This window comes from Providencia sp. wls1922 (assembly GCF_009706505.1).
GTDB lineage: Bacteria > Pseudomonadota > Gammaproteobacteria > Enterobacterales > Enterobacteriaceae > Providencia > Providencia lanzhouensis.
On sequence record NZ_WLUG01000001.1, the window covers coordinates 1 to 26558 of the forward strand.

35 protein-coding genes are annotated in these 26558 nt (G+C 43.5%); 1 reads left to right on the forward strand and 34 read right to left on the reverse strand.

Annotated features, from left to right (window positions below; all coding sequences use genetic code 11):
* Positions 1–306: 306 nt before the first annotated feature.
* Positions 307–534: a DNA polymerase III subunit theta gene (locus tag GKR71_RS00005; protein WP_154633742.1), complete on the forward strand. Its 228-nt coding sequence runs from the start codon at positions 307–309 to the stop codon at positions 532–534.
* Here GKR71_RS00005 and GKR71_RS00010 read toward each other — a convergent pair.
* From GKR71_RS00010 to GKR71_RS00170, 34 genes are all read right to left on the reverse strand, one after another.
* Positions 531–959, reverse strand: a complete 429-nt coding sequence (locus GKR71_RS00010) for a tail fiber assembly protein (RefSeq protein ID WP_154633686.1) — start codon at positions 957–959, stop codon at positions 531–533. The genes GKR71_RS00005 and GKR71_RS00010 overlap by 4 nt on opposite strands.
* An 8-nt stretch (positions 960–967) precedes the next feature.
* A complete protein-coding gene (locus tag GKR71_RS00015) occupies positions 968–2380 on the reverse strand; it encodes a gp53-like domain-containing protein (protein WP_154633687.1) in 1413 nt (470 codons plus the stop codon).
* A 7-nt stretch (positions 2381–2387) separates the two neighbouring features.
* Complete coding sequence (locus GKR71_RS00020) at positions 2388–3020, reverse strand: DUF2612 domain-containing protein (protein ID WP_154633688.1); 633 nt, start codon at positions 3018–3020, stop codon at positions 2388–2390.
* Entirely contained in the window at positions 3020–4210 is a 1191-nt protein-coding gene (locus GKR71_RS00025; RefSeq protein WP_154633689.1) for a baseplate J/gp47 family protein, read from the reverse strand. The genes GKR71_RS00020 and GKR71_RS00025 overlap by 1 nt, the downstream gene beginning before the upstream one ends.
* Positions 4207–4560, reverse strand: a complete 354-nt coding sequence (locus GKR71_RS00030) for a hypothetical protein (protein WP_154633690.1) — start codon at positions 4558–4560, stop codon at positions 4207–4209. Before GKR71_RS00030 ends, GKR71_RS00025 begins: the two co-directional genes overlap by 4 nt.
* Positions 4561–4563: 3 nt before the next feature.
* The gene (locus GKR71_RS00035) at positions 4564–5250 is read right to left on the reverse strand and encodes a phage baseplate protein (RefSeq protein WP_154633691.1); all 687 of its coding nucleotides are present in this window, start codon (positions 5248–5250) and stop codon (positions 4564–4566) included.
* On the reverse strand, positions 5237–6124 hold the full coding sequence (locus GKR71_RS00040; protein ID WP_154633692.1) for a baseplate hub protein: 888 nt from the start codon (positions 6122–6124) through the stop codon (positions 5237–5239). The genes GKR71_RS00035 and GKR71_RS00040 overlap by 14 nt, the downstream gene beginning before the upstream one ends.
* Positions 6114–6386: a phage baseplate plug family protein gene (locus GKR71_RS20485; protein ID WP_108477903.1), complete on the reverse strand. Its 273-nt coding sequence runs from the start codon at positions 6384–6386 to the stop codon at positions 6114–6116. Before GKR71_RS20485 ends, GKR71_RS00040 begins: the two co-directional genes overlap by 11 nt.
* A complete protein-coding gene (locus GKR71_RS00045; protein WP_195848939.1) occupies positions 6383–7135 on the reverse strand; it encodes a phage baseplate protein in 753 nt (250 codons plus the stop codon). The genes GKR71_RS20485 and GKR71_RS00045 overlap by 4 nt, the downstream gene beginning before the upstream one ends.
* 134 nt (positions 7136–7269) lie before the next feature.
* Positions 7270–7707, reverse strand: a complete 438-nt coding sequence (locus GKR71_RS00050) for a hypothetical protein (RefSeq protein ID WP_154633693.1) — start codon at positions 7705–7707, stop codon at positions 7270–7272.
* Between the two features lie 11 nt (positions 7708–7718).
* The gene (locus tag GKR71_RS00055) at positions 7719–8528 is read right to left on the reverse strand and encodes a hypothetical protein (protein WP_154633694.1); all 810 of its coding nucleotides are present in this window, start codon (positions 8526–8528) and stop codon (positions 7719–7721) included.
* A 232-nt stretch (positions 8529–8760) separates the two neighbouring features.
* On the reverse strand, positions 8761–9225 hold the full coding sequence (locus tag GKR71_RS00060; protein WP_154633695.1) for a hypothetical protein: 465 nt from the start codon (positions 9223–9225) through the stop codon (positions 8761–8763).
* 64 nt (positions 9226–9289) lie between these two features.
* Positions 9290–11599 carry a hypothetical protein gene (locus GKR71_RS00065; RefSeq protein ID WP_154633696.1) on the reverse strand — a complete coding sequence of 770 codons (2310 nt, stop codon included), beginning with the start codon at positions 11597–11599 and terminating at the stop codon, positions 9290–9292.
* 195 nt (positions 11600–11794) lie between these two features.
* Positions 11795–12205 carry a hypothetical protein gene (locus GKR71_RS00070; protein ID WP_154633697.1) on the reverse strand — a complete coding sequence of 137 codons (411 nt, stop codon included), beginning with the start codon at positions 12203–12205 and terminating at the stop codon, positions 11795–11797.
* Entirely contained in the window at positions 12205–12651 is a 447-nt protein-coding gene (locus tag GKR71_RS00075) for a phage tail fiber protein (protein ID WP_154633698.1), read from the reverse strand. The genes GKR71_RS00070 and GKR71_RS00075 overlap by 1 nt, the downstream gene beginning before the upstream one ends.
* A 13-nt stretch (positions 12652–12664) precedes the next feature.
* Positions 12665–14125: a DUF3383 domain-containing protein gene (locus GKR71_RS00080; RefSeq protein WP_154633699.1), complete on the reverse strand. Its 1461-nt coding sequence runs from the start codon at positions 14123–14125 to the stop codon at positions 12665–12667.
* A gap of 9 nt (positions 14126–14134) precedes the next feature.
* Positions 14135–14623 carry a phage neck terminator protein gene (locus GKR71_RS00085; RefSeq protein ID WP_154633700.1) on the reverse strand — a complete coding sequence of 163 codons (489 nt, stop codon included), beginning with the start codon at positions 14621–14623 and terminating at the stop codon, positions 14135–14137.
* Positions 14608–14991: a hypothetical protein gene (locus tag GKR71_RS00090; protein WP_154633701.1), complete on the reverse strand. Its 384-nt coding sequence runs from the start codon at positions 14989–14991 to the stop codon at positions 14608–14610. The genes GKR71_RS00085 and GKR71_RS00090 overlap by 16 nt, the downstream gene beginning before the upstream one ends.
* Positions 14978–15538 (reverse strand): hypothetical protein, encoded by a 561-nt coding sequence (locus tag GKR71_RS00095; protein ID WP_154633702.1) that lies wholly within the window; start codon positions 15536–15538, stop codon positions 14978–14980. The genes GKR71_RS00090 and GKR71_RS00095 overlap by 14 nt, the downstream gene beginning before the upstream one ends.
* A complete protein-coding gene (locus tag GKR71_RS00100) occupies positions 15531–16007 on the reverse strand; it encodes a DUF4054 domain-containing protein (protein ID WP_230084978.1) in 477 nt (158 codons plus the stop codon). Before GKR71_RS00100 ends, GKR71_RS00095 begins: the two co-directional genes overlap by 8 nt.
* A gap of 8 nt (positions 16008–16015) precedes the next feature.
* A complete protein-coding gene (locus GKR71_RS00105; protein ID WP_154633703.1) occupies positions 16016–16333 on the reverse strand; it encodes a hypothetical protein in 318 nt (105 codons plus the stop codon).
* A 59-nt stretch (positions 16334–16392) separates the two neighbouring features.
* Positions 16393–17391, reverse strand: coding sequence for a DUF2184 domain-containing protein (locus GKR71_RS00110; protein WP_108477888.1), 999 nt, complete (start codon positions 17389–17391; stop codon positions 16393–16395).
* Between the two features lie 9 nt (positions 17392–17400).
* Positions 17401–17886: a structural cement protein Gp24 gene (locus GKR71_RS00115; protein ID WP_230084979.1), complete on the reverse strand. Its 486-nt coding sequence runs from the start codon at positions 17884–17886 to the stop codon at positions 17401–17403.
* 12 nt (positions 17887–17898) lie between these two features.
* Positions 17899–19113: a DUF2213 domain-containing protein gene (locus GKR71_RS00120; protein WP_154633704.1), complete on the reverse strand. Its 1215-nt coding sequence runs from the start codon at positions 19111–19113 to the stop codon at positions 17899–17901.
* A 12-nt stretch (positions 19114–19125) separates the two neighbouring features.
* On the reverse strand, positions 19126–19917 hold the full coding sequence (locus GKR71_RS00125) for a phage head morphogenesis protein (RefSeq protein WP_195848940.1): 792 nt from the start codon (positions 19915–19917) through the stop codon (positions 19126–19128).
* Positions 19889–21421 carry an anti-CBASS protein Acb1 family protein gene (locus GKR71_RS00130; protein ID WP_154633705.1) on the reverse strand — a complete coding sequence of 511 codons (1533 nt, stop codon included), beginning with the start codon at positions 21419–21421 and terminating at the stop codon, positions 19889–19891. Before GKR71_RS00130 ends, GKR71_RS00125 begins: the two co-directional genes overlap by 29 nt.
* Positions 21421–22770 carry a PBSX family phage terminase large subunit gene (locus GKR71_RS00135; protein WP_154633706.1) on the reverse strand — a complete coding sequence of 450 codons (1350 nt, stop codon included), beginning with the start codon at positions 22768–22770 and terminating at the stop codon, positions 21421–21423. Before GKR71_RS00135 ends, GKR71_RS00130 begins: the two co-directional genes overlap by 1 nt.
* Positions 22763–23164, reverse strand: coding sequence for a terminase small subunit (locus tag GKR71_RS00140; protein ID WP_154633707.1), 402 nt, complete (start codon positions 23162–23164; stop codon positions 22763–22765). The genes GKR71_RS00135 and GKR71_RS00140 overlap by 8 nt, the downstream gene beginning before the upstream one ends.
* 58 nt (positions 23165–23222) lie before the next feature.
* Complete coding sequence (locus GKR71_RS00145; protein ID WP_154633708.1) at positions 23223–23375, reverse strand: hypothetical protein; 153 nt, start codon at positions 23373–23375, stop codon at positions 23223–23225.
* Between the two features lie 33 nt (positions 23376–23408).
* The gene (locus GKR71_RS00150; RefSeq protein ID WP_154633709.1) at positions 23409–24260 is read right to left on the reverse strand and encodes a KilA-N domain-containing protein; all 852 of its coding nucleotides are present in this window, start codon (positions 24258–24260) and stop codon (positions 23409–23411) included.
* A 555-nt stretch (positions 24261–24815) separates the two neighbouring features.
* Positions 24816–25127 carry an Rz1-like lysis system protein LysC gene (gene lysC / locus GKR71_RS19840; protein ID WP_195848941.1) on the reverse strand — a complete coding sequence of 104 codons (312 nt, stop codon included), beginning with the start codon at positions 25125–25127 and terminating at the stop codon, positions 24816–24818.
* Between the two features lie 219 nt (positions 25128–25346).
* A complete protein-coding gene (locus tag GKR71_RS00160; RefSeq protein WP_154633710.1) occupies positions 25347–25703 on the reverse strand; it encodes a D-Ala-D-Ala carboxypeptidase family metallohydrolase in 357 nt (118 codons plus the stop codon).
* Positions 25700–26068 (reverse strand): hypothetical protein, encoded by a 369-nt coding sequence (locus tag GKR71_RS00165; RefSeq protein WP_154633711.1) that lies wholly within the window; start codon positions 26066–26068, stop codon positions 25700–25702. The genes GKR71_RS00160 and GKR71_RS00165 overlap by 4 nt, the downstream gene beginning before the upstream one ends.
* Positions 26068–26484: a putative holin gene (locus GKR71_RS00170; RefSeq protein ID WP_006659511.1), complete on the reverse strand. Its 417-nt coding sequence runs from the start codon at positions 26482–26484 to the stop codon at positions 26068–26070. The genes GKR71_RS00165 and GKR71_RS00170 overlap by 1 nt, the downstream gene beginning before the upstream one ends.
* Positions 26485–26558: the final 74 nt, after the last annotated feature.

The window sequence follows — 26558 nt, forward strand, 5'->3', positions numbered from 1 at the left end:
ATTGCCTGCGTTTCGTATCAATACATAAATATTAAAGAATGATAATCACACTGGCATTGACATAATATGACGGCATACAAATAAGGAAGCTAGCATATTCGCGTTACAGCGTGGAAATACAGACAATTACCGCAAGCTGATTTAGAACTGCTGGATAGTTCGAGTTCATTTGCGGTAATTTTTTGCCCCAAATATGCCCCATGCACAAAATCCTCTCATCCTCACGTCACAATTTCGGCACAGCTCGTCACAGTGATTCACCCTCCGTGCTATACTCCTGCCATTCATTCCCCACAGAAAACCATCATGCACAATCTCGCAGAACTACCAAAAGAAGATAAAGACAAAGTGAATGTCGATTTAGCCGCTTCCGGCGTCGCATATAAAGAAAGACTCGGCAAGCCAGTTATCGATGTTGAAGTCGAGCGACAGCAACCCGAACACTTGCGCGAGTATTTTCGTGAGCGTTTAGTTCATTACAGAGAATTGAGCAAGCGATTTCCGCAGGGGTATGAGTACAACAAAGAGAGTTAAGGTTTTTGTGGCCAATCAATATCAGGTGCTAGTGAAGTGTCAATATCAGCAATTTTGATGCTGTATATTTCCCATTCAGTCAGTAAATCTTTCTCACCGTCTTCTGCCATGCCTAAGCGTACTTTACGCTCTAACATAGTAATGTTTTTTTCAGCTTCGCCAGCGAATATTTGCTTTTGTTGCTCTGCATATGCGATTAAACTTTCCCTAGTTGGCGGAGGTGCATCAACCCACGCCGGATGTCCTTTTTTATTACTTCCTCGAATTTTCCCCGCAGGTGGCTCTCCAGAAAATTCGACAAATGCTGCATGGTCAATAGGGGTGGCATCTTCAGGAATTGAACCCTCATCCATGTAATTTTGCATTAATTCAGCCAGGTAAAATGAAGCTGTCGTTGCACTGAATAGATATTCTTGTTTCATCATTGTATTTCCTAGTATCCACGGGCTATCCAAAATGCGTCAAGTGTTACACCTCCGCTTTTGTAAATTGTGAACCCCGATGTAGATGGGTTGCTTGAAAAAACTGACTCATGAGCAGTCGTTGCAGATGGTGTCGTGCGAATAAGTGTTGCTGATACGTTTACACATTTTGATGTGAATTGGATCGGGAACTGAACGGTAATACCATCCCCCGCTGATAAGTTACTAACTCTCCCCCACTGCGTGATTAACCCCGTGTTGTTATCAACTTCGTAGCCATTATCACCTTTTGATAATGTATTAACGTGAGCGATTACCCCTGGTTTATCTTGAAACTCATGAGATTTAAATCCATTTCCGGCGTTGGTACTAATCATCGGTCTGGTCTGGTATGGAGAAATTCGAATCGTTGAACTACTTCCAACCACTTCAATATATTCAGATCTTACACTCACATTCCCTGTGATTACCCCGCCTGTTTTATTAAACTTTAATTCAAGCCCGTCACTCAATGCTTGGCTTGTTGCATAGTTGCCCACTGGTTGTTTTTCACCTAACATTTTGGTTAGCGCAGATTGGCTAACAACTAGTTCGGTGGACTGTCCTGTTGATTGAGATATATTAGAGCTATTAAGTAGAACTCCTGCGGTTTTTGGAAGTTCATTTGATACCCAGCCGCCGCCATCTATGCTGGTACTAATCATCGGTCTGGTCTGGTATGGAGAAATTCGAATCGTTGAATTACTTCCAACCACTTCAATATATTCAGATCTTACACTCACATTCCCTGTGATTGCACCGCCTGTTTTATCAAACTTTAATGCAAGCCCATTATTGAGTGCTGTATTCGTCGCATAGTCACCCGCTGGCTGATAATTTCCTTTTGGTTGTAACTTACCAACTTCATTGGTCAATAAGCCAAGGCTGGGAACCTTGCTTTGATCGTTACCTAGCATTCCAGAGATGTTCTCTTTATCGAATTTCTTTAATAAAGCCAAATCAACTTCGGTTTTAATTGCGTACTTAGCGCCAACCAACTCCCACGATGCTGAGATATTGGATGTTGTATTGAAGTTAACTTTGTTGTTATCGATTAAGCTTTGATACTCTTTCTTTTCATCATCGGACTGAAGTATTGCCCCCTTCGGATATCCACCAATTGACTCGGCGTATTCAGGAGAAAATTTAAAACGTCCACCTTGAGATTGATAAACAATATTCTCTGAAATCTGGTTGAGAATTCCGTTAAAGTCCTGCCCTTTTGGTGGCAAACCACCTGCTGCGACAGGTAGCATTGTGATTTGCCCGAAACCCTGATCCCACGTTGCTTGGTTGGAATCCATGCTAGTTTCATAGTTTTCAGGGATGACGTTTTTCTGCCCGTTCTTAGCGAAAGGCTTTACTATTAATTTTGGATTTTTCATTTCGTACCTATTTTATGAAAGGCGCTTGATTGAAAGGTTGGAATCCAGTTTTATAAAAACCGAAATATTCACTCACTGGCAGCTCTGTGATACTCACTTCAACGCCGCAAGGTTTTGGTAAGATGTTGTGGTTAAAGATTAAATTCTTTTCAAACTCGGATAGACGATACTCGAACACATACCTCGCTTTCATATGCCCCGTAATCAGGTAATACGCTTTTCCTCTTGTGAATGAATCCTTCAGAAATGCGTTAATATTGGGTGCAGTGGCGTAGATGATGTTTGCGTAAGCTTTCATGATAATGACTTCTCTAAACGATTCATCAGACATCATGTAAGCGCTTTCGCTACTATCGCCGTTATAAAATGGTGCTTGGTTAAATGGTAGATATTTTTCCGTACCATCAAAGCCGAAGTAATCTTCGTCTGGATCTGGAATAGAAATTCCCCTATCAATTCCAACTATCCTCCCCCAAATATCCAGCCCGAACCCCTGCGCTGTATGAACATTAAAAACAAGGGAATAGAAGTCATCTATATTATTCGATGGGTCTATTGATTCGTTTGCTGATTTAAGAATGGAAGTGATAATTGGGGAGTTTGCATATTGACTCATTAAGGTTGGGTTAATGCTATCCATCACGTCATCCTTATGTCATCGGGAGATAAGATTGGAAACTCATCTATCCCAAAATCAATATAATTCCCTAAAGCGCCTCCCTTTCTTCCTATTTGAATAGATATCAATCTGTTTCTAGTTGACTGAGCAACAGAGCAAATGTAATCACTCGCAATTAGCCGCTTAGCTATTCGCCCCTTACCTATTCCAGTGTTGAATTCATTAATGATTGCGTTTTTAATTGCCTCTTTATCCTGTAATGTCAGCAAATCTTTATTCTCAAATTTCACATTAAACTCAACGGGGATATGTGTTGGTCGAATGAATTTAACGCTGTAGGTCGGAGGCATATACGGAAAGTTAGTTGTGTCTTCATAAGCCACTGTGGTATTACCAACAAATGCGCACCCGGTACCAGCTTTAGTTAAAATCTGTTTGGCAATCTCATTATCATCACCGCCTACAACTGATACCGCGATTGAGTTTCTAATCAGTGAATAGTTAGTTTTACCTACCGCAATGGTGACATCACTAGGGTTATCAATCACATAGCAGTCAATGACATCGTTGATATTGGAAACAGCTCCGTATGTAGCGTCGTTTGTGTTCTTAGCATTTTGAGAAACAGATAATGACCTTCTAAGCTCAAACTCTTGTCGTGTTTCCGTATTTCTCCCAGCTATCGCGGCCTTGACGTTTGTTACGCTATCAATGCCGCCAACATTTCTAACAATGCGATTAATTGTGTTTGGCTGAGCGTAAATCATACCCTCAACATCACAGGTTGCTTCGACGACAGCTAGCCCATTACTCATAATGAAAACATCCCTCGATGTTGACCATGTATTGCCATTGTCATCTTGGACTTTGAAGCCTGCTGGAACCGACACGCCAGATAGACCGTTAAAAGTTAACTCGGCTACTGACTTCGTTGCTTTCTTTCTCTGCAAAAAGTAGATATAGCCAATGGCATTTTGCATTTGACCATCGGCATATCTCGGGTCGAACTGATTAAATAACTCAACCAGCTGATTTCTTTCATCCGTAATAATAGCCGCAAGCGTTGTAACTAGTTGCCCCTGCGGCGTGTCCATATCTTCGTTTAGACCTTCACCAAAGGTATCTCTCATCATCGACCACAGCCCGCTTATCACCTCTTGTGTCGTAGGTGTGATAATGCCATTTGGCGTTATTTCTAGCTTGGGGATCATAATTCTATCGCTCCTTCTCTGCCTTGCCTGTCAGTGAAAATCAACCTCCCTCTGACCACCCTATCATTCGCAGTGCTTAACTCAGCTTTAGCCGACACCACACCATCAACTGACATTGCCGCATCTTCTAAATGCTGGCGATACAGAGATAATGAATACCTATTTTTACCCAGTATTTTCTCTAAGTAAGGAATACCTTCATTTTGTGCGTAATACATATCATGCATGAATACCTTGCATTTATTTGCAACTGACTGAGCGATAGCATACTGATCGGAAGCCATAGCAATATTACCCGATACGTCTAGGGTTAAGTCCCACGTATCAGGCAATAGAAACAGTGTTTTCATTGGTTATACCTGCTGATTTGGCTTATCTGTATTGGCGTACTCGGCATTAGCTTTGTGCGTGTGGCCGTTATAAGTAGTGCGCATACTCGCCATGGTTTGAGTATTTCCGCTGCCCGTGTTGTCGGTGATATCTCCCTTCGATTTAATCGTCGAAGTGGCTTCTACTGGGGCATCAAAGATTATTTTTGTGCCCTTGGCTTTAATCACCCCTGTCGCAACAATATCAATTCCGCTTTCGAGGAAGCGAATGTATTGGGATGGAGTTCCGTTGAGTATGCCTCCGATGTATAAACTATCTGCAATATCATATTGTCGCTTGGTCGATGGCGGTGCGCCCTTCTTGGTGCGCTTTATCTGTGAGATATCTCGTGACGCAACTAGGCAAATCCCAATATCACCAACTTTTGGGTCAAGGATTACAGCGTTGTCGCCGCCCTGATAGCGAAAATATGGAACATTGTAGATAGTGGCACTATCGAAGATATTCCCGCCGCCATCCACTTGAAGAACCATTGGTTTGACATCAATAAACCCGACCGGATTTACCCCGCCACCTTTAACCTTCACAACCCGGCAAATTGTTACAGTACCAATTTTTCCAATCAGGCTGTTAATGATGAACTCTTGCGTTCTGGCACCGCCCGCCAAGTCTTCAGGGTTATACGGTAATACCGTTTCATTTTGCGACATGTACGTTTTTGTCCTTCAGGTTTGAGCCGACGATTTCCATGAACCAGCGACCAGAATCCATTTCAGTCTCTAATTGCGCTCGCATTCCATAGACTCGCCAATCCCCGTTACACATTTCAATCTCACTTCCTTTCACGCGAACTAGCGCACCAAACTGGATAGACGGGTCGTACAGACACCGGAATGTTGCACCGATATTTGTGATAATTGGATAGCCGATGAGTCCTGTATCAGGGGATATGACAGCAATCTTGATTTTTCTTACTGCCCCCTTCGGGGTTATTGCCACGCTGTTATTACCAAGGTAGAGGTCTAGGTCAGTGTTAGCGCATAGCCATCTGATTTTGTCTAAGTCGGAACCAGTCAGGTAAGCATTATCAACAACTGCACTAACACCGTTTGACTCAAACGAAAAGCCGATGCGCTGGCATATCCCCGCAATGATTTCAGAGACTGAGTGAATACCCTCATAACTCTCTGCCGCTGTCGCTAACTTGCTTTCAAAAACAGCCGACATTGCCTCAATAACAATCGATACGTTAGGGGCTTCTGAGTATTCTGGTAATGCCATGAATATCCCGCCGCTGAACACTTGAGCAAAATCACCGTTGCCCTCAGCGGCTTCAATAGTGATTAATGTTCTAAGCGCCTTCACGTTCTGCCACTTTGCAGTGATGAGTTTATTCATCGTCTCTTGAGGTAGACCATAAACTCTTATTCGTGCGTATGGAGCCGGAGAGCCATAGCCAAACGTCACATCAGCGCTAATACGCAAACCGACGGCTGATAGCTTATTTTGGTTATCAGAAGTAAATACTTCGTCTTTACCATTCAATTTCAGCGTTAGTCTGATCCTCTTTCGATTAAATGCCATCAGCCCACACCAACTTATATCTAGCGCCCAATCCAGTGTAAATCGGGTCTGTATTACCTTGTTGGTCTGCAAATATTAACCACTGACAGATGTACGTCATGTTTCGACATATCCGATTGCAAACCACGTATTCGTTATTCTTCTTCACTGTCGCGTACAGGTTATTCCTACGAGAATTTAGCTCTATCTCGTATTCATCAGTATCAAGCGTGAAGGTTAGAATTTGATTGGGAATTGGAGAGGTTGGAATTATCGTCATCATTGGAGGCTAACTCCTTGCTCTACTATCATCTCAGCTTGTTGCTGTATCTGAGTTAGGTCGCCGCCAAGATTAGAGACTGCTTTATAAAGTACCGATGCCACTTCTTTTGTTTTCAGTAATGCTGATTTGGTGGGGTCATCAATAATCTTCATTAATTCATCAAGCGTCTCACCAGAAAACATGGATGACACTTGCTGCGTTTTGTCTCCAGTGTCCTTGATTCGCGCATCATCAGGATTAGTCACTTCTTCTTCGTCGTACTTAACGATTACTTCGCGAATTTCCTCCAGATGTACGTTCACCTTAATCAGCGTTGCGCCATCTCGAGCCTCCCGAGCAAAATCAAAACCGACGATATTTGCGCCCTTATAAACATACTCCGGCGTGATGATGTAAAACTTGAGCGTGCTCTTGGCGAGTATTTCCAATTGCGCTAAAAACGCCCCGCGCTCTAATGTTCCACCGCTGCTCTTGCTTAATTGAACGGTAGCTTTGTATGGGTCGGCTACTTTGTTATAGCTCGTGAAAGAACCCTTCTCAATCGGTGCGTTCACTACGCGACTCTGATTCTGGTACTGAAGAGATATCACGTTGTCAGCTAATAGCAATGGAACGCCGAACTCGTTGAATATTCCCCAGTAGTTACCGAATAGAGTATTGATTAACGCACCGCCTCCTAAGCTAATTCCGGCGTTAATGGCAGCGTCAGGAATATTCTTCCAGTTTGGTATATCTGGCATTCCGAACATGATTTTTCTCCAACGTGAAAAACCTCAGTTAAGAGGCGTGGCGTGATTATTTGAAGTCTATTTAATGGCGTCTATGCAGAGTTCAGGCAATAAAAACCCCGCAGAAGGCAGTATTACCTTCTGAAAACAAAAAGTTAATTATTTTTCTTTATGTTCAAGAGTTGAATCCCAAGGAAACCTATAAGTAAAAAAGTTATCATTGCGAAAGTTAATGAGTATGATGCAACCTTAATACTTTGTATGTTAGACAAGCAAAGCAGGGACAGGCACATTGTAACCCCAAGCTCAAGAAAAGTTATCATATAAATAAAATAAGTTGTGTGTAGATAACCACCTTTTTTAAAGTTATCTAATCTCGGCCCATCCAATCCAAAAATCACAACAACCATAGCTATAAGTAATGCCATCATTGCTGTTGAGTAGGTAACCAGAGACGAGCCTAGGTTACCTAAGTTGTCTTTAAAGGTAACCGTATGGAAAAGGTATTTTTTTGACAGGTAAAGCGCACCAAATCCCACTCCATTGCAGAGTGCGACCACAGTGAGACCTGTAATTAAATCCTTTATTTTCATATAGTTATCTCTTAATAACCCAAGTTTCTTAGAGTTGAGTTGTTAGTGTAGTTGTTTTCCATCTGTATGTTTATGGCTGTTGTGCTACTTATATTTACAAAGTCACAAACGGTATTGGACATGATTACATTCAGATCAGTAGCCACATCCCCGATATGTTCCTTAGCGGACACTGCAACCGATGTTACTTCCTGAGGCATTGCGTTCATCACTCCTGAGAATGTGTCTTTAATGTCTTTTGTTCTTTTTGGTATTATCTTTATCTCAAAAGAATCAACATCATCGTATGAAACGTTACCCGCAAATAATGTTCCTAGGCGATCAATCAGATTCTGAGACTTATCTAACTTCATTGTTATTCTACCAACGTGAGCATAGTTAAGTACTTCTTGTTCTGTTACCTGATTCGCTATCGGTTCAAAATTTATATTGTGATTATTGTTTCTTGCTAACATTACCAAGTCATAAATTTCAGCTAGCTTACCTATTCTCGGTGAGTACAAAGTATTGCTAAAACCAATTAAATTGCTCTTAATAATGAAGAATGAAGCGAAGGCTATCTTTTCATTTGCGGTTAATATCTGAGATAAATCCACACATATATTATTACTAAGATCCAGCTTTCTAAATACATCTCTACTGTTAGTCTTTATGAATGTATATACATCACCAGCAACAGGCTGAATGACATAGTACTCTCCAGCCATATTTGCTGTGTTATTTCCACTTGATATCATTGAATCTATTGTGTCTTTTAGGCTTTCTGATGGCACGTAACCATCAACAGGAAGATATCTGTAAGTAAAATAATTTGTTTTCATCCCTAATATCCACGTAATTTTTTACGTAATTTTAGGACATAAATTAAATTTATACATCTGTGAATAAAAACACTGGTTTTATGATCACAAATCACACCAAACATAACTGTGTTTATATACAGTATAATGTAAGCGCTTTAGTTGTAAAGATCATTTTTACTCACCAAACCACTGTATACATACACAAAAACTTGGTGCTCACCCAACAAAAAAGCCCCTCGGGGCTTACTGGTTACTGCGCTTTATCGTATTTGCAATCGGCTAGCCTGATGCTAACTTCATTGCCTTTTTCTTTACTTTGAACTAACGCATTCCATCCGTGGCTTTCAGATACCAAATAAGCAAAAATTCCAGATTTAGATTCTGATAAATAAGTAGTCATTTCAGAGCCTTTCTTTACCAATGGCATTCTAGGAGTGGATATCTTAACGCCTGTGTCTAAATCTATGTAAATTAAAACGCTGTTATCCGACATGTCAGGGGTTACTTCAGCTTTAGCTGTTCCCACCCTAATATCGTTATATTTAGTGGAGTCTGATACGTCATTCGGTAAGGAATAAACACCGCAAGTGTACTCACCCGCCAGTGCCAACACATTGTAATTATTATCGCGATAAAGTCCGCGGTCGTTATTATTTTCCGCCGAAATACAGTAAGATGAAAAGATAATAGGTATGGCACAAAGATATTTAAACATCATCTAACCTCAAAATATAATTTAAATTATTGTGCCATTACCTTAATGCAAACTAAAGCAAATGTTAACTTAGGGATGGCACTAACTGATACACCCTATTAACTATTGAATCAGTCGCATCCTCAGCAACTCCAGATATAGTGCTTGATGTTGTATTAACGGTTATCCCGCCAACATTAACATCAGTTCGATTGTTTACTGTCTTAGGCTGAGAGTTTAGTTTATTGGTTTGATTTAAAAAATCACTAGCATGGCTGCTAACTCCGCCAATTAAAGGCTTGGATAGTGACGAGAAAAAGTCTTTTGTACTGCTCAACCCTTCATATTGGCTCGTGCTGTACTCCTTGCCAGCCTTCCACCCTTCCACTTTTTTAAATGCTTCAAGGATTACTTCTTGCTCTTTATCGGAGTAATCGCCCATTTTTTTATCTGAACCAACAGCGCCACGTACAGCATTGTAATATTGAACAGGTTTATTTTCTCCTTTAGGAGCGTAACGTTTAATGGCATCAAATAAGGTTAGATTTTTATATGAGCTGCTATTAAATAATAAGTTTCTCTTTGCATTCCTGCCTGTTTCAGCGTTAGGAAATATAGCAAACCTACCATCTGTTCCTATAGCTCCATGTCTTTTTGCATAGTTACCATATTCAATGTTCCCCTCATTATGATTGCGCCATGCTCTAGAGCCACCCTCACGAACCACTTCACCTTTCGAAGTTTTGAATACCCTCTTATCCCAGCGAGGAACATCAACATCACTAGCTGAATAGCTACCTGCCCCAAATAAGTTACCAAATACTTTCTCAGCTCTTCCGCTAAAAATTTCACTAGCAATATCCGCACCAGGAATAATACCTTTTGATGCTTCAAGACCTGCGTTTACCTTATCCTTTACAGACGCATTCGGATCATTCAGGACAATAGCAGCCTTAGCGATATTCCCAGTTTTCTCGCCGACAGTATCGAGTAGCTCATCAAGCTTATCGAAACCGTCGCTAATCTCTTTAATCAGCAAGCCAAAGGCAGTAACCGCACCCGCAACGAGCAAGCCCGGCAAACCGAAGAGACGGATGAATCCAGCACTAACTTTTGTTAATGTACCGAGAATTCCAATCGCCCATTTACCGCCGAACCACAAAGCAAAACCGCCCAGTGCTACTTTCCAAGTTTCAAGATTACCTTCTTGGTCAGTGAACCACTTACCTACTGTGGTTTCCTTGAACCAGTCTTTAAACTCATCAAGCTTTTCAAGTATCGGCGTAATCGTGCTATCCCACTTTTTCCAATACTCACCGAGTAATGATTCTCCGCCTTCCTTCCACTTTTTGAAGTCGTCATACAGCATCCATAAACTGGCACCGAGCAACAACAGAAGAGCAGGCAGTAAACCAATCGCACCAAACAGCCCCAAGAATGCCGTAGCCGCTTTTAGTACAATCGGTATTAGCGTGACACCGATTACCGTTCCAAGCGCCTTGAAGATGAATATAGCGGTATCTCTGTTCTTGTTCAGATAACCAAGGAAGCCCGTCACCGTAGCGGATAGCTTTAATGCATAAGGGATGAGGTAGTTACCGAGTAACGTTTTCAGCCCATCCCATTGCATCCCGACCAGCGCATTTTGTTGCTGTAACTGGCGGCTTATTTCTAACTCTTGCTCAGACGAAACAACGATATCTTTTTGTAGTGCAAGTTGCCGCTCCATTTCTTGGCGACCTTGCAATAACATATTTATCGTGCCTTCATCAAAGCCCATATTCTTAGCGAAGTTATAGGCTTGAGGTCTGGACATTTGAGACAGACTATCGGCGACATCCAGCAAGATATCATCGAGGTTTCTCAGCTCCCCGTTGTTTTTAACCACACCTACGTTCAGCGCGTTAAAGTAAGGAAGAATTGAGGTATCACCTACCGTCACCAAATCCCAAAGAGACTTGTTCAGGTTAGCCATACTGGAAGCCATGCCCTCAGCACTTCCACCCGACAGCTCGGCGGCACCCTGCCAGCGCTTAACTTGCGTGGAATTCATGCCGAGATTTTTACTTAGAAAATTAAGCTGGTCATTTGACCGTGCCGTATCTTCGATAAGCTTAGTTAATCCCGTTGACATGAATATGGTCGTGAAGAGTCCAGCTAGTGCCTTAGTCGCATTGTTAATCGACTTTGTGAAGCTATCACTTTGCTCCTTGGCTTTCTTTTGCTGCTCTCTCGTACCTTTTAGGGTCTCATTTACGCCGCCGAGCGTTTCATTCAGAGCGTCGATAGAGTCCGCTAACTTATCGTTTTCAGTTGTCGCCTTTTTCGCATCGTTAGCAAAACCGCCGCTATCGAGTTTTAGCGAAACAAGAAGCGTATCAATTAGCGTTGCCATCGTTTATCTCACTCATTAGTTGCTTGTTGTACGATTCGACCTGATGGATTTCTAGGAGGTTTAAAACATCTTCCAGACTGTAAATCGTGTGGAGTTCGTGAAGCGTTGCGTACTTCGCGGTTATCACTTGGTACGCAACAGTAGATACGTTATTTGTTTCAGCTAAAACGCCATCACGAAGCGGTAACCCTGCTTTTAATCGTTCGAGCTGGAGCCACCGCCGTTCACTAAAAAATCCAAGTGAATAGCTAACGCCTCCTTACGAAGAACGAACATGGTCGAGAGGTCTTTCACGTCGGATTCCAGCAGCAGAGGTCGAGCGGTACCACCTGACGGGATGGTTTGCACGCAATCCAGAAGCTCATCAAGCAGAGGGATGCCGACGTTTGGGTCAATACCTGCCAGCGCCTTGATTGCGACATTAGCCATACCCAGCATTCCCATATTTGGACTGACGCCTTCCAAGTCCACACCGCCATTGGCAATAGCGAACAGTGCTCGCATCGCCCAGTTATCCGCTTTGGCAATTGGCATTTCAGTAACTTGATACATCATTCCAGCATCACGACCTTTTTCAATCGTGATAGTTTTTGATTTCAGCGTCATTAGATTTCCTCAGCACCTTCGAAGACCATGTTGAAGTTGTAGCTTGTTCCGTCGAGTAGCTTCTTGCCACTAGCCCCGCCTGTCAGAGTTGTAAACCCGCCAGTGCCACTGTAACGTTTGCCGATTGATGGAATTTCGACAACGATATCCACAAATCGGGCTTCCATGTTCGCGTTAAAGTCCTTGCGAATGTTTTCCATAATTTGCGTAGATACGCTGTTTGCTTCCAAGTAAAGCGTCCATTGCGTTTCGTGTGGCGTGTAGCCGATGGACTGTTTACCATCGACACCCATGCGAGTCTCGCCGATATTTGCGTCACCAAAGTTCCACGCGTTATCAGCCTGAAAACCTTGCAACTTCACGAACTCGTCATAAACGCCCTTACAGCGGATCATCAAAACGGCATTTGCCGATGTTAATGTTCTTGGGTTATGTCCCATTGGCATAATGTTTTACCTCTTACTGGACGTTGATTGATGGGAGATTAACTTGCTGAACACTGCCGCCATCGGCGTACCACAGTTTCAGAGGCATTGATTTGCGAAGACCGCGTGTTTGAGCTGGTGTGTCTTCAATCTTCATGCACCAACCTGCCGTATTAATTTGAGATGCCGCATCAAATCCAGCTTCAATGTTGATTTGTTTCTTTTGCTGCTCTGATAGTTCAACGCCAGTTTGGATGCCGCCAAAATTAATCATCTGGAATACCGGATCCGCCACAGCAGAACGATGAATTGCCTTACCTGTTTCGTTGTACGGTACAGAATTAAAGCTTTTCAGCATCGTCATTAACGCTAACTGGAGCTGGTTATTGAAGAACACCTGATTCACATAACTATCAACCCACTTAAACTTACCTGATACGGAACCAGGATAAACAAAGATGAAGCGGTCATTGGCTGTGCCGTATGCACCGTAGAAGTTAAAGCCCATCGCGATTAATTCATCTGCCAGTGCTTTATCTGTTACTGAAGGCGTTAACCCTTCCTGACCACGGAATGCCAAGTTTGTGCGACCGTTCAGCTCATCAAAGTTCAGGCTTGCTGCAAATCCACAGACAAAGGCTGCGTGTTTGTGGCTACCGTAAAACAGGCACGTGCCGCCGATATCGGATTCTTTAATTGCTGAGCTGATCGTCTCTAGCTCACCTTCTCCGTTTTCTGTTTGATACAGAACGTGCATATAGCGGTCTTTTTGCAGAGCGACCCAGCGAGAAATTGCTAGCTTTTCTTCTGCGGTAAAATCAATCGCCGCGATAGAAACAAAGTTTGTCGTTTCTTTGGTGATGCGAGGCAGTAGCTCTTCGATAGTGTCAGCGTTGATGCCGTTGTTAGCTTGTGCGCCAGATGCTTCAGTTAATCCCATGAACGTTGCTAAATCACCTTCAGCAAACGAGATTGAGCCAACTGCGCCTTTTGTTACCCCTTCGATGACAAACACTTTAGCGCCTGTGTCATAGGTACACGTTGCCGCAGCGCCTAAAGCCGTAGTGACTGCCGCCGCCAGAGATGAATAACTGTTAACCTCAGTTTCGAAGTTCACAGATGTAACCTGACCATCGATTGTTAAAATCAGACCTTGTGGTAACGCTGCAAATTCGCTAGCGGTTCGAGTTGGAAGCTTAGCGCCGACTAACTTAGCCGCTTGGGCTGTCGTAACCATTGATGCGATAAATAGCGTGTCAGGCAACACTGTGCAGTTATCAAAGCCTGCAAAATACACCTGCGCAGCCTCATACTCTTTAGAGTCTTTGCCGAACACTTCACCAACCAAATCAGCAGAGCCGAAAGCCTTCACGCCTAGCATCGATGCTGGTTGCTTTTTGGTGATAAACAATGCGTTAAGAGCCAGTGGATTGCCGCCAGTGCCAACGACACCGGGCAATATCTGGACGATATCGCTTGCCGGAATAGATTTCATATTTTTACCTTAGATATTTGTGGTGGTAATTGATATTTCGTCGACACCATCGACGTGATATGTTGTTTCAGGGTTATATTGAAGTTTAACTTCAAGCATCATCCTGTTTTCGTACTGATTTGATTCGTTAACGAGGATATTTTTTCTAGGCTCACCACAATAAAGTGGCTGGCATTTAGTCATTCGCGAGGTTGTATAGTTACTTCGCCAAAGATTCGCTACAACACGAGAGCGTAAGTTTGCCTCGGCACCATAAAAATCCAGTTGAAATGTTGCCTCGACTGAAGACTGAGACGCCATCTCTTCTATCGCTGGATTCCAGTAATCAGAGGTGTAATCAAGATTGCGCTCAAACAACATGTGCATGACAATACCGTCGATAGGGATAGCTTCATTATTCTGATACCCAACTACCACAGGACACGAGAATAACTCGATGAGATAACGCCTAAGTTCAACGAATATATCGCGCTCAGTAACACTTATTGTTGCCGCCATAAAAGCACCTTAACCCATGATGGGTACGATTCTATGACCTTGGTTACTAGCCACTCAGACACCTCAGATTCGCCATAAGCAACAAAGCTAATCTTATCTGCGCCTTTTTGTTTCGCTCGACGAATAGCTTCAATCTGCCCGCGTGCATATCCGTAGATAAATTCCCCTTGCTGATTTACAACCCCTAAATGCTCAAGGTCTTGAGTGCTCAGGCTTTGCAATTGCATGGAGATTTCATATTCGGAATACTTAGGGGTTTGATATCCAGCATCGTCAATGTCGAAACCTTCATTGGCTAACAGAGTCGCAGGCAAGTTTTTATTAACCACCTGAACAGCCGCGTTGGCGATAGCTCTAACCTTGATCATCGTTTACCTCATAACTAAATGATCTAGATAGCCTCATTGAGTCACGTAGTGGGCTATTTGACCCTTTCTTGGCAATTGTAGATTCCGCATTAGGTGGTGAAGTCCAAGTCATTACTGAAGCATGCAACTCTTCAACTATTGCCCCGCCTAGATACTCCATACCGCCCTTTATGCTTCCTCTATTTTTAATGCCATTGGATAATATTGCCGACCATGTAGTTTTCCCATTGGCAATTACTGACCGGAAAAATGGTCTAGGGGGTATGTTTATGGTGTGAGCTGGAATACTATGCTCTGTTGCGAAATTGGCATTTTTTGCTTTAACGAACCTACCGTTTTTATTGAAAGCACCATCCTTTCTAATGCTTCTGTAAATCGTCCCAGTCCTTTCAGCTTGATTTATGCTTGCTCCAAACTCCTGAATGTAAGCAACGTGCGCTACTGGCGTTCCATCATCATAAGTGGCTCCATCCAGTATACCTGCTCGCAACTCCAAGTTACCGTTTAGATATTTCTCCAACGCTTCTTCAAGTTTGCTTTTAGCCATAATAACCACCTCTCCAAACAGGCATTGGCATAACACCAAGCGTGTACAGGAATGAGCGGTATTGACTGGTTAAAGCCCAATACTCGGCACCATAAGGCGTTTGCGTGTACCACTTTTCGGCATTGGTTGTTGTGCCATAGTCCAGCGATACAGATACGCTTCCCTCGGTTGCGCTAGATGCTCGACCTACCGCGCTGTTGCCATCTTCGATATTGGATTGAAGCATGGCCATATGAGCGACCAGTAAGAATAGAAGCATTTCACGTTCTTTCAGGTCTTTAACGCAGCTAAACCTATCATTACGCAAGAGTAGTCCAGCTTTAACGAACGCTGATTCTAGCTGTGCATCAGTGCCTTTGGTGTTGGGATAAATCTCGCGAAACTTAGCTACGTTAAACTCCACAACGCCATCGTTGATGTTACTGGCTGCTTGCTGGCTGCGATATTTCATCAGTTCGCGATTATTCATGTTACCCCTTACTCTTTGGCAGTCTGCACACCATCAGAGTCTTGCTTCAGTCGCTCAGTTTTTGACCTAATGTCTTTCTTTTCTTTTGACTCAGCTTCAACGCTTTTCAATTTTTCGTGAGCGAAGATGAGACCATTTTTAACGATGTCACGACCTTTGTTCTCTTCTAGCCATGCATCCCAAATAGACTTATCGACACCATGAGTTAGACCAAAGCCGTTTTCGTCCTGAATGCCATTAGCGAAACCTTTTACAGTTACTCGCTGATTACCAACATCCAGATACAAGCCATTAGCCAATTTGCACGCTACTGTTACTTCAGACATAAAATTCACCTATAAAAAAGCCACCCGAAGGTGGCAAGGATTAACAACGAGGATAATGATTAAGAAACCAGCATTGATGCAATGAACATCGGACGATAGATGATGCAGCCGAAAGTACCTTGAGAGCGTTTTTGCTTCCAAGATGACAGTTCGGGGATCATCGCGTGAACGCGCATTTTTTCAGTGAAGCTCAGGTCTAATGTTTCTTGACCTTCATATTCACGAACGATCAGCTTAACAACCTCACCCGCATCAGTAGAAAACTCAGGGATGCTGCGAATTTCTAAGTTAGGGAAGTTTTTGTTCAACTGGTCATACACGTTAACGTTGTACTGGTTTGTTTTGTGCAGGTTAACTTCGTTTTTCGGTGATAATAACAGCACCATTGGGGTAGAGGCTTCTACGTGACCATTGGTTTGCTTGATTAGCTCGCCATACAGTTTGCCTTGAATGGAGTCATAAACACCTTGCCCGTCCATTGCTTCCCATGGAGTTGACGTCACATTAGGTAGTGAATCGGGGTCATTCAGGATGCCGTAGTTTTGCAGACCATCAATCCCGTAAATGTAGGATTTGTTCTGGAACTTATTCAGCGTCAGTGCCGCTGCAATTTGCTTGCGAGAAGACCAGTCAATTTTAGCCGCACCAGCCATCGCCATTTCTTTCTCACCCAGGCGGATAATTGTCTGATAGTGATAAGGTTGACGCATAGGCCAGTTAACGTTCACGCCCGCTTGACCGTTGTTGCTGTAGTCGCCGTAGCTTGACGTTTCACCGGTGGATTCAATCACTGGGAAGTGCGCGGTCTGAGTTGTCCAGTCGCCTTTTTTGGTCTCACCGAAAATCTCAGCCATACGCATTGGCGTAACAAGCGTTTCGATTAATTTCGGATCAACGTAGGTAGTGAATAGTGATAACACACCAGCGTTAGGCGTGGTCACTAACTCGCTATCCATTGCCATTTGTTTAGCAAGCGGCGTTAATGCTTGAGGGTTGTAACCTGTAGCAAAGACAATGCCAGCTCGCTGCTCAAGCGCATTAAAATTTAATTGTGTCATTACTTATCCTTACAGTGAGCTAGACATTTTAGTTAAGCCAGAAGTAACCGTTTTGGCCACACGGAACGGAGTCGCTTCGACTGTTGCGTCATCAGGGTCGATGGAATCAACTGCTTTTGCTTTACCTGTTGCTACATCAGCAACAATAAATTGACCGCGAGTACCGCCCGCTTCGAGATTGACGAAATAGTCACCGCCAGTCATTAGGGTGACTTCACGACCTTTAGGTACTAACATTGTCGCACCTTCGCCATATGCAGAGATGATCGCCTGATTGTTACGGTGAACGAAACCAATCAATGCGCCTGCTGTTTTAGCGTTGGTCACTAAGCCTTTTTCGTCAGCCCATGCAAATAAACCAACCGTTACACCTGTAGCACCTGATTTTAACTGCCCCTCACCAGCCAGCATTGAGAAATGCGGGTTAGTTGAAGCAAAGTCACCCGCCACACCTAGTGGCAAGTCGTTATTCATTCGAGTTTGAAAACCTGTCATGATTTATCCTTATTAAGCCTGTTTGAAGCGAGTGGTATACGGGTCTTCAGCGAATGCCGCAGAGTCCATGCCTAGACTTGCTTTTTGAGGTTGAGCGCGATTTTGCTTAACCATGCCAACCATTGCTTTGAATGCGCTAGGATGAACGCCATAGATATCCACACCACACTGCTTTAATGCATATGCGTAGACATCATCTGCACTGTCCATGGCAACCTGACCGACCAGAGATTTAACTTCCTCACGCGCTTCAAATAACTTAGTCACACGTGCAACGGCTTGGTCTTCAGCCAACTTGATAGCCGAGTCCATCGCTTTATCTTTTTCACGGTCTTTGCGTTCGCGCTCTTCACGCTCTTTGATGCGCATAGCTTCTGATTCATTATCTCGTTCAGCTTGCGTTTGCTCATCTTCGGCTTTTTTCTTAGCGTCATCTTCGTCAGAGGCTTTTTTATCTTCCTCTTTCTCGTTTTCAGCCTTTTTAGCCTCTTCGTCTTTAGCACCCACCAACGCTTCGGTAGATACTTCATCCATGCCAAGTGCAACCGCATTCACAATCGCATGAAGTTGCGCTTCTGTTAGGTCTGAATCCATTCCTAACGCTGTTTTTGTTTGTGCGGCAATGTTAGCAAGCGCACCTTTTTTCAGTTTCATTAATTTCTCCAAATCAACTGTTTGATGGTCTGAAATAATAGCGTCTCGCCCGATTCTGCCGCGCTCGACTAATGCAACGTGGTTACCGATAATGTTTCGCATAACTCCGTCGTAATACTGCCCTTCAAACTCTCCACTGGTCATATCTGCTGTATATCCATAACCTGCGGATAGCTCTTTCATTTTTTCTGCTTCGATTAACCCGATTGCATATCCATCCCACACGCACAAATCAGCGAACAGGCGTCCGTCCTCAAATGTGATATTTGAGCCGATAGTGCCAATGGTTGATTGTTTCTGTGGTTCGTCTGAATCGACGGGGATATGCTTGATGAGTAATTGCTTTTTGCTGAATGTGTTTGCTGCTCGCTCTAACTCGACAGGGTCACGCAGCATGTAGTAAATCCGCTCAGGCTCTAAACCAAGCCTTTCACTATCTGGTATCTCTCTACCGTAATAGGGATTTACTGCGGCTTTAGATATCACAGTACGCTCAACGGTTAGGTGTCCGTTTGCGTCCTTACTCCGCATTGATGTGCCACTGTCGAAAGCGAGGCTATCTGTCATCTTCATGACCGCCCCTATTTAAAATGGAAGAATTGCCTTACTGCCACATCGACAATTTATTTTTTCACCCGGCAATATCCATTCGCCATCGATATACATACCTTTTTCAATGTCGAACTTCTTGCCGTGAGCCTTAACGTGTGATTCTCGTGGTTGCTTACCTGCGTGAGAGTGGATCCAAATAGCCTCTTTAATCCCTAGCTCTTTTCGCCTTGCTTGTTCAATAACTGCATGAGCCTTATTGGCTTGGTCACGCGCTATTGTTCTTGCTCGGTTTCTGGCTATATGAAAATCATGCGCCAAGTTATCGGTTAGTGTTGCGAGGTCATATCCGCCCGTTACTGACTGCCAGACATGCATCTGAACCTTGCTTAGGTACTCAGTGCCGATTGACTTGATGAGACAAACGTTTTCACCCATCGCAGCACGCAAGGCGTCGAGTGTTCGTTCGCTATTTTGCATCCGAACAGTGAACCCCTTGCGCCGTAACATTGCCGCAAAGCGAGTATCGTAGTTGCCAACCGTTTTATCGATGAAGTCTTTTGCGACCTCTTCAGATATTGAGTTAAGTCGCCTATTCCACTTATCCAGCATGTAATCAGCGATATGGGCTATCCAGTCTGAAATCCCGTCATTGGCTAGAGCCTTTTTAGCTTTCCCGTGATATTCATTAATGAGAGCCTCATCAAGCTCCTTTCGAATATCCTTGAGGATTTGCATTAGCTCTTTGTAATACCACGCATGTATAGCCTCTGACGTCTTAATTTCAGGCATCACCGCATCACTCGGCTTCTTCCTCCGCACTTCCATAGTCAGGAACTCCAAAAGGTGATGGGATTATCTTGTCGGGGTTGATAAAGCTAAACTTGCTTGATTCGTCCGTTGCAAGTGTCTGCCTCACCTCTTCACCGTCAACCGCGCCGATATTCACCAACTTCTCAGCCGTTTCCGCATTAGTGCGATTTACTTCAGCAATCTCTTTCTCATCCAACTGATAAAGTGGTGTGAACTCGAAATAGATTCCGTCATGAATTTCACCAAATAGATGAAGTTGAATAAGGTCGATGATTTTGTTTAGCTGTGGCAACAAGTGAGCATTTTGAAGTGATGAGATGTAATCGTAATAAATCCGAATTTCACCATCACTATTTGCGTTCAACCCTGCTGGCGTGATACCCAACAACTTAACTAATGGCGTGTGACTAGGCGCAGCCATTTGCTCTTGAGCTTGACGCTGTAACGCATCCAAGCCAGACAGAGGAGTGTTGAATTGGAAGAATTCTTCTTTCTGCTTATCCGTAAGCATCAACCCGCGATTGTCTCTAATCTGCGAGAACATCTGAGCACGCAAAACCATATTTGCGTTACTACCGCCAGAAAGAATATCTTCCATGTCGGTGGCTAGACCAGTTAGCGAAAACGAGTGAATCAGGTCGCTAATAGAGTCAGTTGTACGCTGCCACCGTTCGACATACGGCTTCATTAACTGAAGCATGGATAAACCGCTAAAGTTATAAGCTGGCTTCAGGATATCACTCACAGGTCGCATGATTAGGGTTAGCAATCTATCAGCGTGAGTATTCTTTCCTAACACAAACCACTGAGTAGGCTCGAAGAAATCAGGGCTAGTCGGGTCGGTTGAGTTGTACATGCTAGGCGTTGACCAGATAGGCTCAATGACTGCAAATCCGTTTAACTCGCCCGCCTTTACTCCTGCCTCGTTGATAAGTAGCGGTAAATCACGCTTATCATCATGCCCCTTGATATCGAGATAAATTTGAGAGCGCCCGAATATCATTTCATTCTCAATGTGACGCCTGAAAATGTCACGAATACCGAAATCTTCAAGCGCTTGGTTAATTTGAGAAACAATGTCTGACTTATTGGCCGCATTCTCACCGTCATCGCGTGATTTGACCTTACCCCACTCTCTCGTCATTTCTTTGGCTGTGGTTTCAGGAACGCTGCGATAGTCACTAGACTGAGACATGATCGCCAGCGCAGGATAACCAAGAAATCCAGTGTAGAATCCCACATCTTGGCTAGCGTACTGATTGGCGTACTCATATGTCCCGCAACTATCCATTGCGATAGGCGATTTCTTACCTTCAGGCAATACCAACGGATGAAGCTCAGGAGCTTTAATCTTAACTGGCTGCTGCCGCTTAGTTTCCTCAGTGACTATCATCTGCATTAGCTGCGTTTGAGATGCGGCTTTTTTTGCCTCTAACTCAAGCTGCCTTGTCTTTTCTTGCTCAATAGCAAGCTCCGCCTCTCGCTTTGACAGGCGTTTTTTCCATTTGAATAATTTCATTAGATACCTGCAAGTGCTGCGGGGTTAATTCGTAGACCACCACGAACATCGGCAAACGCCATAATGAACGCATCGGCTTTGTTTGGGCTAGGGATGCCGCGTTTCTTCATATCCTTTTTGCTCTCAACCTTTACGCGTCCGTTATTGTCATAATCGACTTGAGGACGTGATAACTCGGCTTTGAGGTATTCGATATCTTTCATATCACTGGATATGCTGATTAACTGGTCATCGGTGAATTTGTCACCATGCTCGATAGCTCTCCAAGTGTTGTAGAAGCGGTCGGCAACTAATTGCCATTGCTGAGCCTTCAAATTGGAGAACATATCTTTGTTTGTTTTGCCGGGCTTGTAGTTGCTTTCTGGCTTCTCAACGGAAGCGCCAGCATTAAACCCGACAGTAACAATGCGGTTATCTTTGCGGTTAAATTGAGCTTTAACGCCAGCACCTACGCCGATTGAGTCATAGATAACTGTATCTACATTATTCTTAACAGCGTCTGCATAGACCTTGTCAGCGCTAAATATGACGTCTTGCCCTCGCCACTCTTCAACAGACAAAGCAACCGAGCCATGACGTAGGACTATCGCGTTAGCATCTTCGCCATCATCAGCAACGTCGAACCCGACAATTCGCTTACCTCTTGGCTCAAATCCTAACTTGATATGCGCATCGACAGCTGCCTCAATCCATGCAGGCTTGATAATTGCCAGTGCAGAATCCGCTACTGGCTCGCCTAGCCAGATATGGCGGTATAGCTCAGGGTCGCGCTCTTTGCACTCTTCCATTTGCTGAGGGAGTGGCGTGTCGTAGAAGTGGGGATTTACGTCGTAATTAGCCTTGAGGACTATTGCACCCTCTGGCGGATTAACAACAAACCTCTGGTAAGTGTCGTCAAGAATGTTTTTCGGGTTGAAGCTAACCCATATCTCGGCGTTTTTATCTCCACGAATTGAGGGCAACAATACTTCCCATGAATCTTTAACTACCGCCTCAGCCTCTTCAATCCAGCAAATACCGACACCCTGAATTGATTTAATCTTGGTGACGTTATTTTTGATTCCAGCGAATACGAATGAAGCGCCAGTGCCAAGGTGAATGATCGTGTTCTTTTGTATCTCGAACTCTTTCTCATAACCTAGTCGGTCGATGGTTTCACAAAGCAGTTTATGTACTGAATCACTAATCGAACCCTGAAACTCACGAGTGCAAAGAATGACTGTTTTGATTCTGCGCGATACTTCAATCGCTAGCTCTGCAAAGAAATATGACTTACCACTACCTCGACCACCGTAAGCCACCTTGTATGGGGCGCTTGCTGCAAATGGTTTAAAGTAAGGGTTAGCCATCGAATATATCCTTGATAGAACGATTCTCGACTTTCACGTCAGCGGTTAGATCAATGAGGACTTTATCTAAGCCAGTTAATCTAGCCTTGCCCATCGTTGCCGCTACTGCTGCTGATGCTTGCGGGGTTTCAGCGGACAATGCTTTTTGCCGAGCCTCTTCTAATTCTTCGAGTAATCCAGAGACAGTTACATCATGTTTGTTTCTGTGCTCCTGCTGAAGCTCCGAAATCCTTAGTGCAACCTTAGTGTCTGCTAGTAACTTACTTGCATTAACGTGAATTGATTCTAGCTTCATCTTTCCAGTAGCATACGCAGTTCGGTATGCCTCCGAAGCATTACCTTTGTTCTCTATGTATGCCTGACAGAAAGCCTCTTGCTTTAGTGTCAGTGCCATATTCATATCCTCATAACAAATTAAAAAGCCGGCTCACTCGAACTGGCTTTGTGATTGGTTATTTTTGTAGGTTGTACCACTCCCACACTCTACCGTGGTATTCAATTATCTGAGCGTGACCTGTTAACTGGTCAGGGATAGTGCCGGGATAGCCTTCTGCTTTGGCTGTTGCTATGTAATCTAGCATTTCCTTTTCTTGTTCTTTGGTCATAACTTAACTCCATAAAAAAGGCCGCTGAGCGACCTATTGTAATGTTACAGCGTGTGATGACTGCCGATTGCTTGGAAAGACTAGAAGTCCCTGCATTCCTGACTTTCCAAAAGCCTGAACGCATCTAGCCTCAAAGTCTTTATAATCAATACAACCATTGGCTAAGGTAGTGACAGCGACTAATTGATCCTGCACCAGCTGTAAGGCTTCCGGCTTTAGGTATTGATGTATTTTATCTTTACTATCCTTTGCCATCTGCTTAGCTTCTTCATAAACAGAATCAGGCAACACGGCTTGGTATACCCACTTAGCTGTTATCATCCCGAATAACGATGGACAACCGCCGACATGACCAGAATAAGGCAAGCCAGACATTCGGCTTAATGCTTGATAGAAAGGTTGTTGAAAACGCTTTTCCCATGATGTTGGCTTATCAAGTAAGAATATCGCATTGATTCTCTCATCGTTATAAACTGGCATATTGCCACGGATAAGAGCATCAATTTGTTCATCACACCATATTTCAAAATCAACAGACAACCAACGAGCGAAACGCACTGCTAGTTTTGGATGCAGCCATGTTCCACCTTGAGACCCAGCCTTTGTTTTGACTAACCCTGTTCTTTTAACAAATCTAAGCACCTTAGTTCTCGATGCCGAAGATGTTGAATCTAACCTTTTGATTTCACTTAATTCTGTCACAAAACCAGAATTGGAAAACAGCTTCCTGCTTAAAGCCGAAAGATATTCCAGCACATCTATTTGCCTCAGCCATGCAGTAGGCTCTTTATCAAACTTAGCTGCCACGTCTGTGGCGTTGATCCATCCACCATCATTAAAACGAATAGGATGTCCGTAATATTCGAGAGGAATAATATTAGTCATTAGTTAGTTCCTTTTAGAGATAAACCTTGCGCTCAGGAGTAACCAGCCCAAAGAGGGTTAACCAAACCACTACTGGTTATCCTCAAGGCTTATCCTGAAAGGTTCTTTGGTGTGTGTGTGCCGAGCGTGGCACAGAGTGAAATGCGTACTACTGATTACAAAACTTAAATAAATGTAACTTTCTTTTAACTTTACTTTCGTAACATCACGTTGATAGGGGTATGTTTATTACATCGCTAAGTTATTACCTTCATAAATATTCCTACCCTTTAAGCCCCCTGTCCGGGGCTATTTTTTTGCCATTAAAAAGCCCTGCTATTGCAGGGCTCGTTGTTGTTCAATTTCCCGTTACACTCAAAAAATCTACGCATCACGTTAAATCAACAAGTTAAAAACAGGTGCTCATATAGGGGCCCATATAGAGAAGCTCACCCTACCGACACCTTAACTTAGGAGATTTACATGGTACGAATTACTGCATTACTGATTAAACTTGTTGCTGCTACTGGTGTTTACTTATTCTTGCAAGAATCAAATCCAGAACACGCCATCGCTCTAGCCGTTGCCATTCTTAGCGCCTAGCCTCTCCGCTTCAATCTCTCTAATTGCTTTCTTGTCCAAGTTGCACTTATTCAACTCATTCAGACTATCTGCCAGTAGCATCACTACATCACCGTAAGTTAGTTCAGTAGGGATAACAGGAACCGAACAATCAGCGATTAAGTGCGGGGGAAGTGGTACCGGCTGAACGGGAACCAGTTTCTCTTTTGTACTTGCGCAGCTCACTAACAACATCATCGGGCACAGCAGTATTAGCGCACTCATTGTCTTTGAGCACTGTTTTGATAACAGTCTTAACTGTGACATGTTCTGAGTCCTCTAATTGCTTTGCTTTGACGTTGGCTTGTGAAATTCGGTCAAATATAGAGAGCGTCCGATACACATTAAATACAATGCGGTTACTCTCTATAATCTTTTGGTCTTTCTGGTCGCTTAACTGCTTCTCATGGGATAGTGCTGATAGAATCCAAATGGAGAAAAACAAAAATGCAGCAAGCCAACCAGTGAGCGGATGCGTGAGTATTTTTAGTTGCTGCCCCATCGTGCTTTATATCCTCTCACATCGATATGCGTGAATGTCTTATAGCGACCAATGCCGTAGCTATCAGGAAACTGAGATTCCAAATAATCAGCAACTTCTTTCGGCGCTACATCTTTAACCTTGATATCTGCCGCTGTGCCTAGCAAGTGCTGAGATTTAGGAGCACCACCTACTTTACTGTTGTGTTTAGCACAGCGACGACCACTGACAATCACTACTGGCTTGCAAAAATGAGCGCGAACGCCTTCAAGAATTTCAACCAACTTTGATTCAACTTGATTTGCTCCGCACCCATCTTTACATGCAAATTCTTTGCTATCGAAATGTTCACTTAATTTCATTTCTTCACCATAAAAGTAAAAGGCTGCTTAACTAGCCGCCAGATTGATTTGACTCGGGTCACTAATTTACTAATGACAACAATGGACATGATGTTGCCACCTGCTGAGAAAATAACGATGAAGAGAGCGCCATCAAACACAACGTCAGACGGAGCTGATACACGCTTACCCATTACCGTTTCATATATCTGGTAAATCCAGCAGATGAACAAAACTGTTCCAACTATTGAATCTCTTCGCTTTTCATAGCGACAAAAGAAAACTATCAACGCTGACGCCATCATTAAGCCAACATCAGCTGCATCCCAAGGATTCAAATACATCCAATCCATTAGTTGATTAATGCGGTCAAGGAAGGTTTCCATTAGTTACCTCCTTTGTTGCGCCAGTCCTTTATGGCTTGAGTAATGCTACTGAAGTTCTTATCAATCGATGCGCCTACACGACCAAATAACTTTTTAAGGTTATCTTTGTTGGCACCTAAAACCAGAATAGGAATTAGTAAAGCAGAAACGATGATCGCAGTTATTTTCGGGCTTATATCCTTCTGCCAGAACTCTTGCACCATCTCAGAGAATGGATGAGCCAATAGCGCCCCAGACCCTAAAGCCAAAAAGAAATGGATGACCTTTTGAAGGTTATTATCCTTAGATGCAATGACAGAAGCAGATGCCCCAATGATCGCACCAAGTATCACGCCATAATCAGCACCCAATAGGACACCGCCCATAGCGCCACCGCCCGCAGCACTAACGGCTACTCCTGTCAGGGTACTTGGCATATATAACACCTGTGTTTTAGTTAATGGATAGCCGCGCACAATCTCTATGCGTCAATTAAGTGTGTGTGATTAGA

What these genes read in the sequence shown, in the direction of transcription:
- GKR71_RS00045 (WP_195848939.1), bottom strand. Translation starts at nt 7,135, where the DNA reads ATGTTCGGAATGCCAGATATACCAAACTGGAAGAATATTCCTGACGCT.
- GKR71_RS00145 (WP_154633708.1), bottom strand. Translation starts at nt 23,375, where the DNA reads ATGACCAAAGAACAAGAAAAGGAAATGCTAGATTACATAGCAACAGCC.
- GKR71_RS00160 (WP_154633710.1), bottom strand. Translation starts at nt 25,703, where the DNA reads ATGAAATTAAGTGAACATTTCGATAGCAAAGAATTTGCATGTAAAGAT.
- GKR71_RS00070 (WP_154633697.1), bottom strand. Translation starts at nt 12,205, where the DNA reads ATGACGCTGAAATCAAAAACTATCACGATTGAAAAAGGTCGTGATGCT.
- GKR71_RS00110 (WP_108477888.1), bottom strand. Translation starts at nt 17,391, where the DNA reads ATGACACAATTAAATTTTAATGCGCTTGAGCAGCGAGCTGGCATTGTC.
- lysC (WP_195848941.1), bottom strand. Translation starts at nt 25,127, where the DNA reads ATGTCACAGTTAAGACTGTTATCAAAACAGTGCTCAAAGACAATGAGT.
- GKR71_RS00100 (WP_230084978.1), bottom strand. Translation starts at nt 16,007, where the DNA reads ATGAATAATCGCGAACTGATGAAATATCGCAGCCAGCAAGCAGCCAGT.
- GKR71_RS00105 (WP_154633703.1), bottom strand. Translation starts at nt 16,333, where the DNA reads ATGTCTGAAGTAACAGTAGCGTGCAAATTGGCTAATGGCTTGTATCTG.
- GKR71_RS00140 (WP_154633707.1), bottom strand. Translation starts at nt 23,164, where the DNA reads ATGGCACTGACACTAAAGCAAGAGGCTTTCTGTCAGGCATACATAGAG.
- GKR71_RS00015 (WP_154633687.1), bottom strand. Translation starts at nt 2,380, where the DNA reads ATGAAAAATCCAAAATTAATAGTAAAGCCTTTCGCTAAGAACGGGCAG.
- GKR71_RS00150 (WP_154633709.1), bottom strand. Translation starts at nt 24,260, where the DNA reads ATGACTAATATTATTCCTCTCGAATATTACGGACATCCTATTCGTTTT.
- GKR71_RS00050 (WP_154633693.1), bottom strand. Translation starts at nt 7,707, where the DNA reads ATGAAAATAAAGGATTTAATTACAGGTCTCACTGTGGTCGCACTCTGC.
- GKR71_RS00065 (WP_154633696.1), bottom strand. Translation starts at nt 11,599, where the DNA reads ATGGCAACGCTAATTGATACGCTTCTTGTTTCGCTAAAACTCGATAGC.
- GKR71_RS00170 (WP_006659511.1), bottom strand. Translation starts at nt 26,484, where the DNA reads ATGCCAAGTACCCTGACAGGAGTAGCCGTTAGTGCTGCGGGCGGTGGC.
- GKR71_RS20485 (WP_108477903.1), bottom strand. Translation starts at nt 6,386, where the DNA reads ATGATGACGATAATTCCAACCTCTCCAATTCCCAATCAAATTCTAACC.
- GKR71_RS00030 (WP_154633690.1), bottom strand. Translation starts at nt 4,560, where the DNA reads ATGAAAACACTGTTTCTATTGCCTGATACGTGGGACTTAACCCTAGAC.
- GKR71_RS00165 (WP_154633711.1), bottom strand. Translation starts at nt 26,068, where the DNA reads ATGGAAACCTTCCTTGACCGCATTAATCAACTAATGGATTGGATGTAT.
- GKR71_RS00075 (WP_154633698.1), bottom strand. Translation starts at nt 12,651, where the DNA reads ATGCCAATGGGACATAACCCAAGAACATTAACATCGGCAAATGCCGTT.
- GKR71_RS00120 (WP_154633704.1), bottom strand. Translation starts at nt 19,113, where the DNA reads ATGAAGATGACAGATAGCCTCGCTTTCGACAGTGGCACATCAATGCGG.
- GKR71_RS00060 (WP_154633695.1), bottom strand. Translation starts at nt 9,225, where the DNA reads ATGTTTAAATATCTTTGTGCCATACCTATTATCTTTTCATCTTACTGT.
- GKR71_RS00010 (WP_154633686.1), bottom strand. Translation starts at nt 959, where the DNA reads ATGATGAAACAAGAATATCTATTCAGTGCAACGACAGCTTCATTTTAC.
- GKR71_RS00025 (WP_154633689.1), bottom strand. Translation starts at nt 4,210, where the DNA reads ATGATCCCCAAGCTAGAAATAACGCCAAATGGCATTATCACACCTACG.
- GKR71_RS00115 (WP_230084979.1), bottom strand. Translation starts at nt 17,886, where the DNA reads ATGACAGGTTTTCAAACTCGAATGAATAACGACTTGCCACTAGGTGTG.
- GKR71_RS00055 (WP_154633694.1), bottom strand. Translation starts at nt 8,528, where the DNA reads ATGAAAACAAATTATTTTACTTACAGATATCTTCCTGTTGATGGTTAC.
- GKR71_RS00125 (WP_195848940.1), bottom strand. Translation starts at nt 19,917, where the DNA reads ATGGAAGTGCGGAGGAAGAAGCCGAGTGATGCGGTGATGCCTGAAATT.
- GKR71_RS00005 (WP_154633742.1), top strand. Translation starts at nt 307, where the DNA reads ATGCACAATCTCGCAGAACTACCAAAAGAAGATAAAGACAAAGTGAAT.
- GKR71_RS00020 (WP_154633688.1), bottom strand. Translation starts at nt 3,020, where the DNA reads ATGGATAGCATTAACCCAACCTTAATGAGTCAATATGCAAACTCCCCA.
- GKR71_RS00085 (WP_154633700.1), bottom strand. Translation starts at nt 14,623, where the DNA reads ATGGCGGCAACAATAAGTGTTACTGAGCGCGATATATTCGTTGAACTT.
- GKR71_RS00035 (WP_154633691.1), bottom strand. Translation starts at nt 5,250, where the DNA reads ATGTCGCAAAATGAAACGGTATTACCGTATAACCCTGAAGACTTGGCG.
- GKR71_RS00080 (WP_154633699.1), bottom strand. Translation starts at nt 14,125, where the DNA reads ATGAAATCTATTCCGGCAAGCGATATCGTCCAGATATTGCCCGGTGTC.
- GKR71_RS00135 (WP_154633706.1), bottom strand. Translation starts at nt 22,770, where the DNA reads ATGGCTAACCCTTACTTTAAACCATTTGCAGCAAGCGCCCCATACAAG.
- GKR71_RS00130 (WP_154633705.1), bottom strand. Translation starts at nt 21,421, where the DNA reads ATGAAATTATTCAAATGGAAAAAACGCCTGTCAAAGCGAGAGGCGGAG.
- GKR71_RS00090 (WP_154633701.1), bottom strand. Translation starts at nt 14,991, where the DNA reads ATGATCAAGGTTAGAGCTATCGCCAACGCGGCTGTTCAGGTGGTTAAT.
- GKR71_RS00040 (WP_154633692.1), bottom strand. Translation starts at nt 6,124, where the DNA reads ATGGCATTTAATCGAAAGAGGATCAGACTAACGCTGAAATTGAATGGT.
- GKR71_RS00095 (WP_154633702.1), bottom strand. Translation starts at nt 15,538, where the DNA reads ATGGCTAAAAGCAAACTTGAAGAAGCGTTGGAGAAATATCTAAACGGT.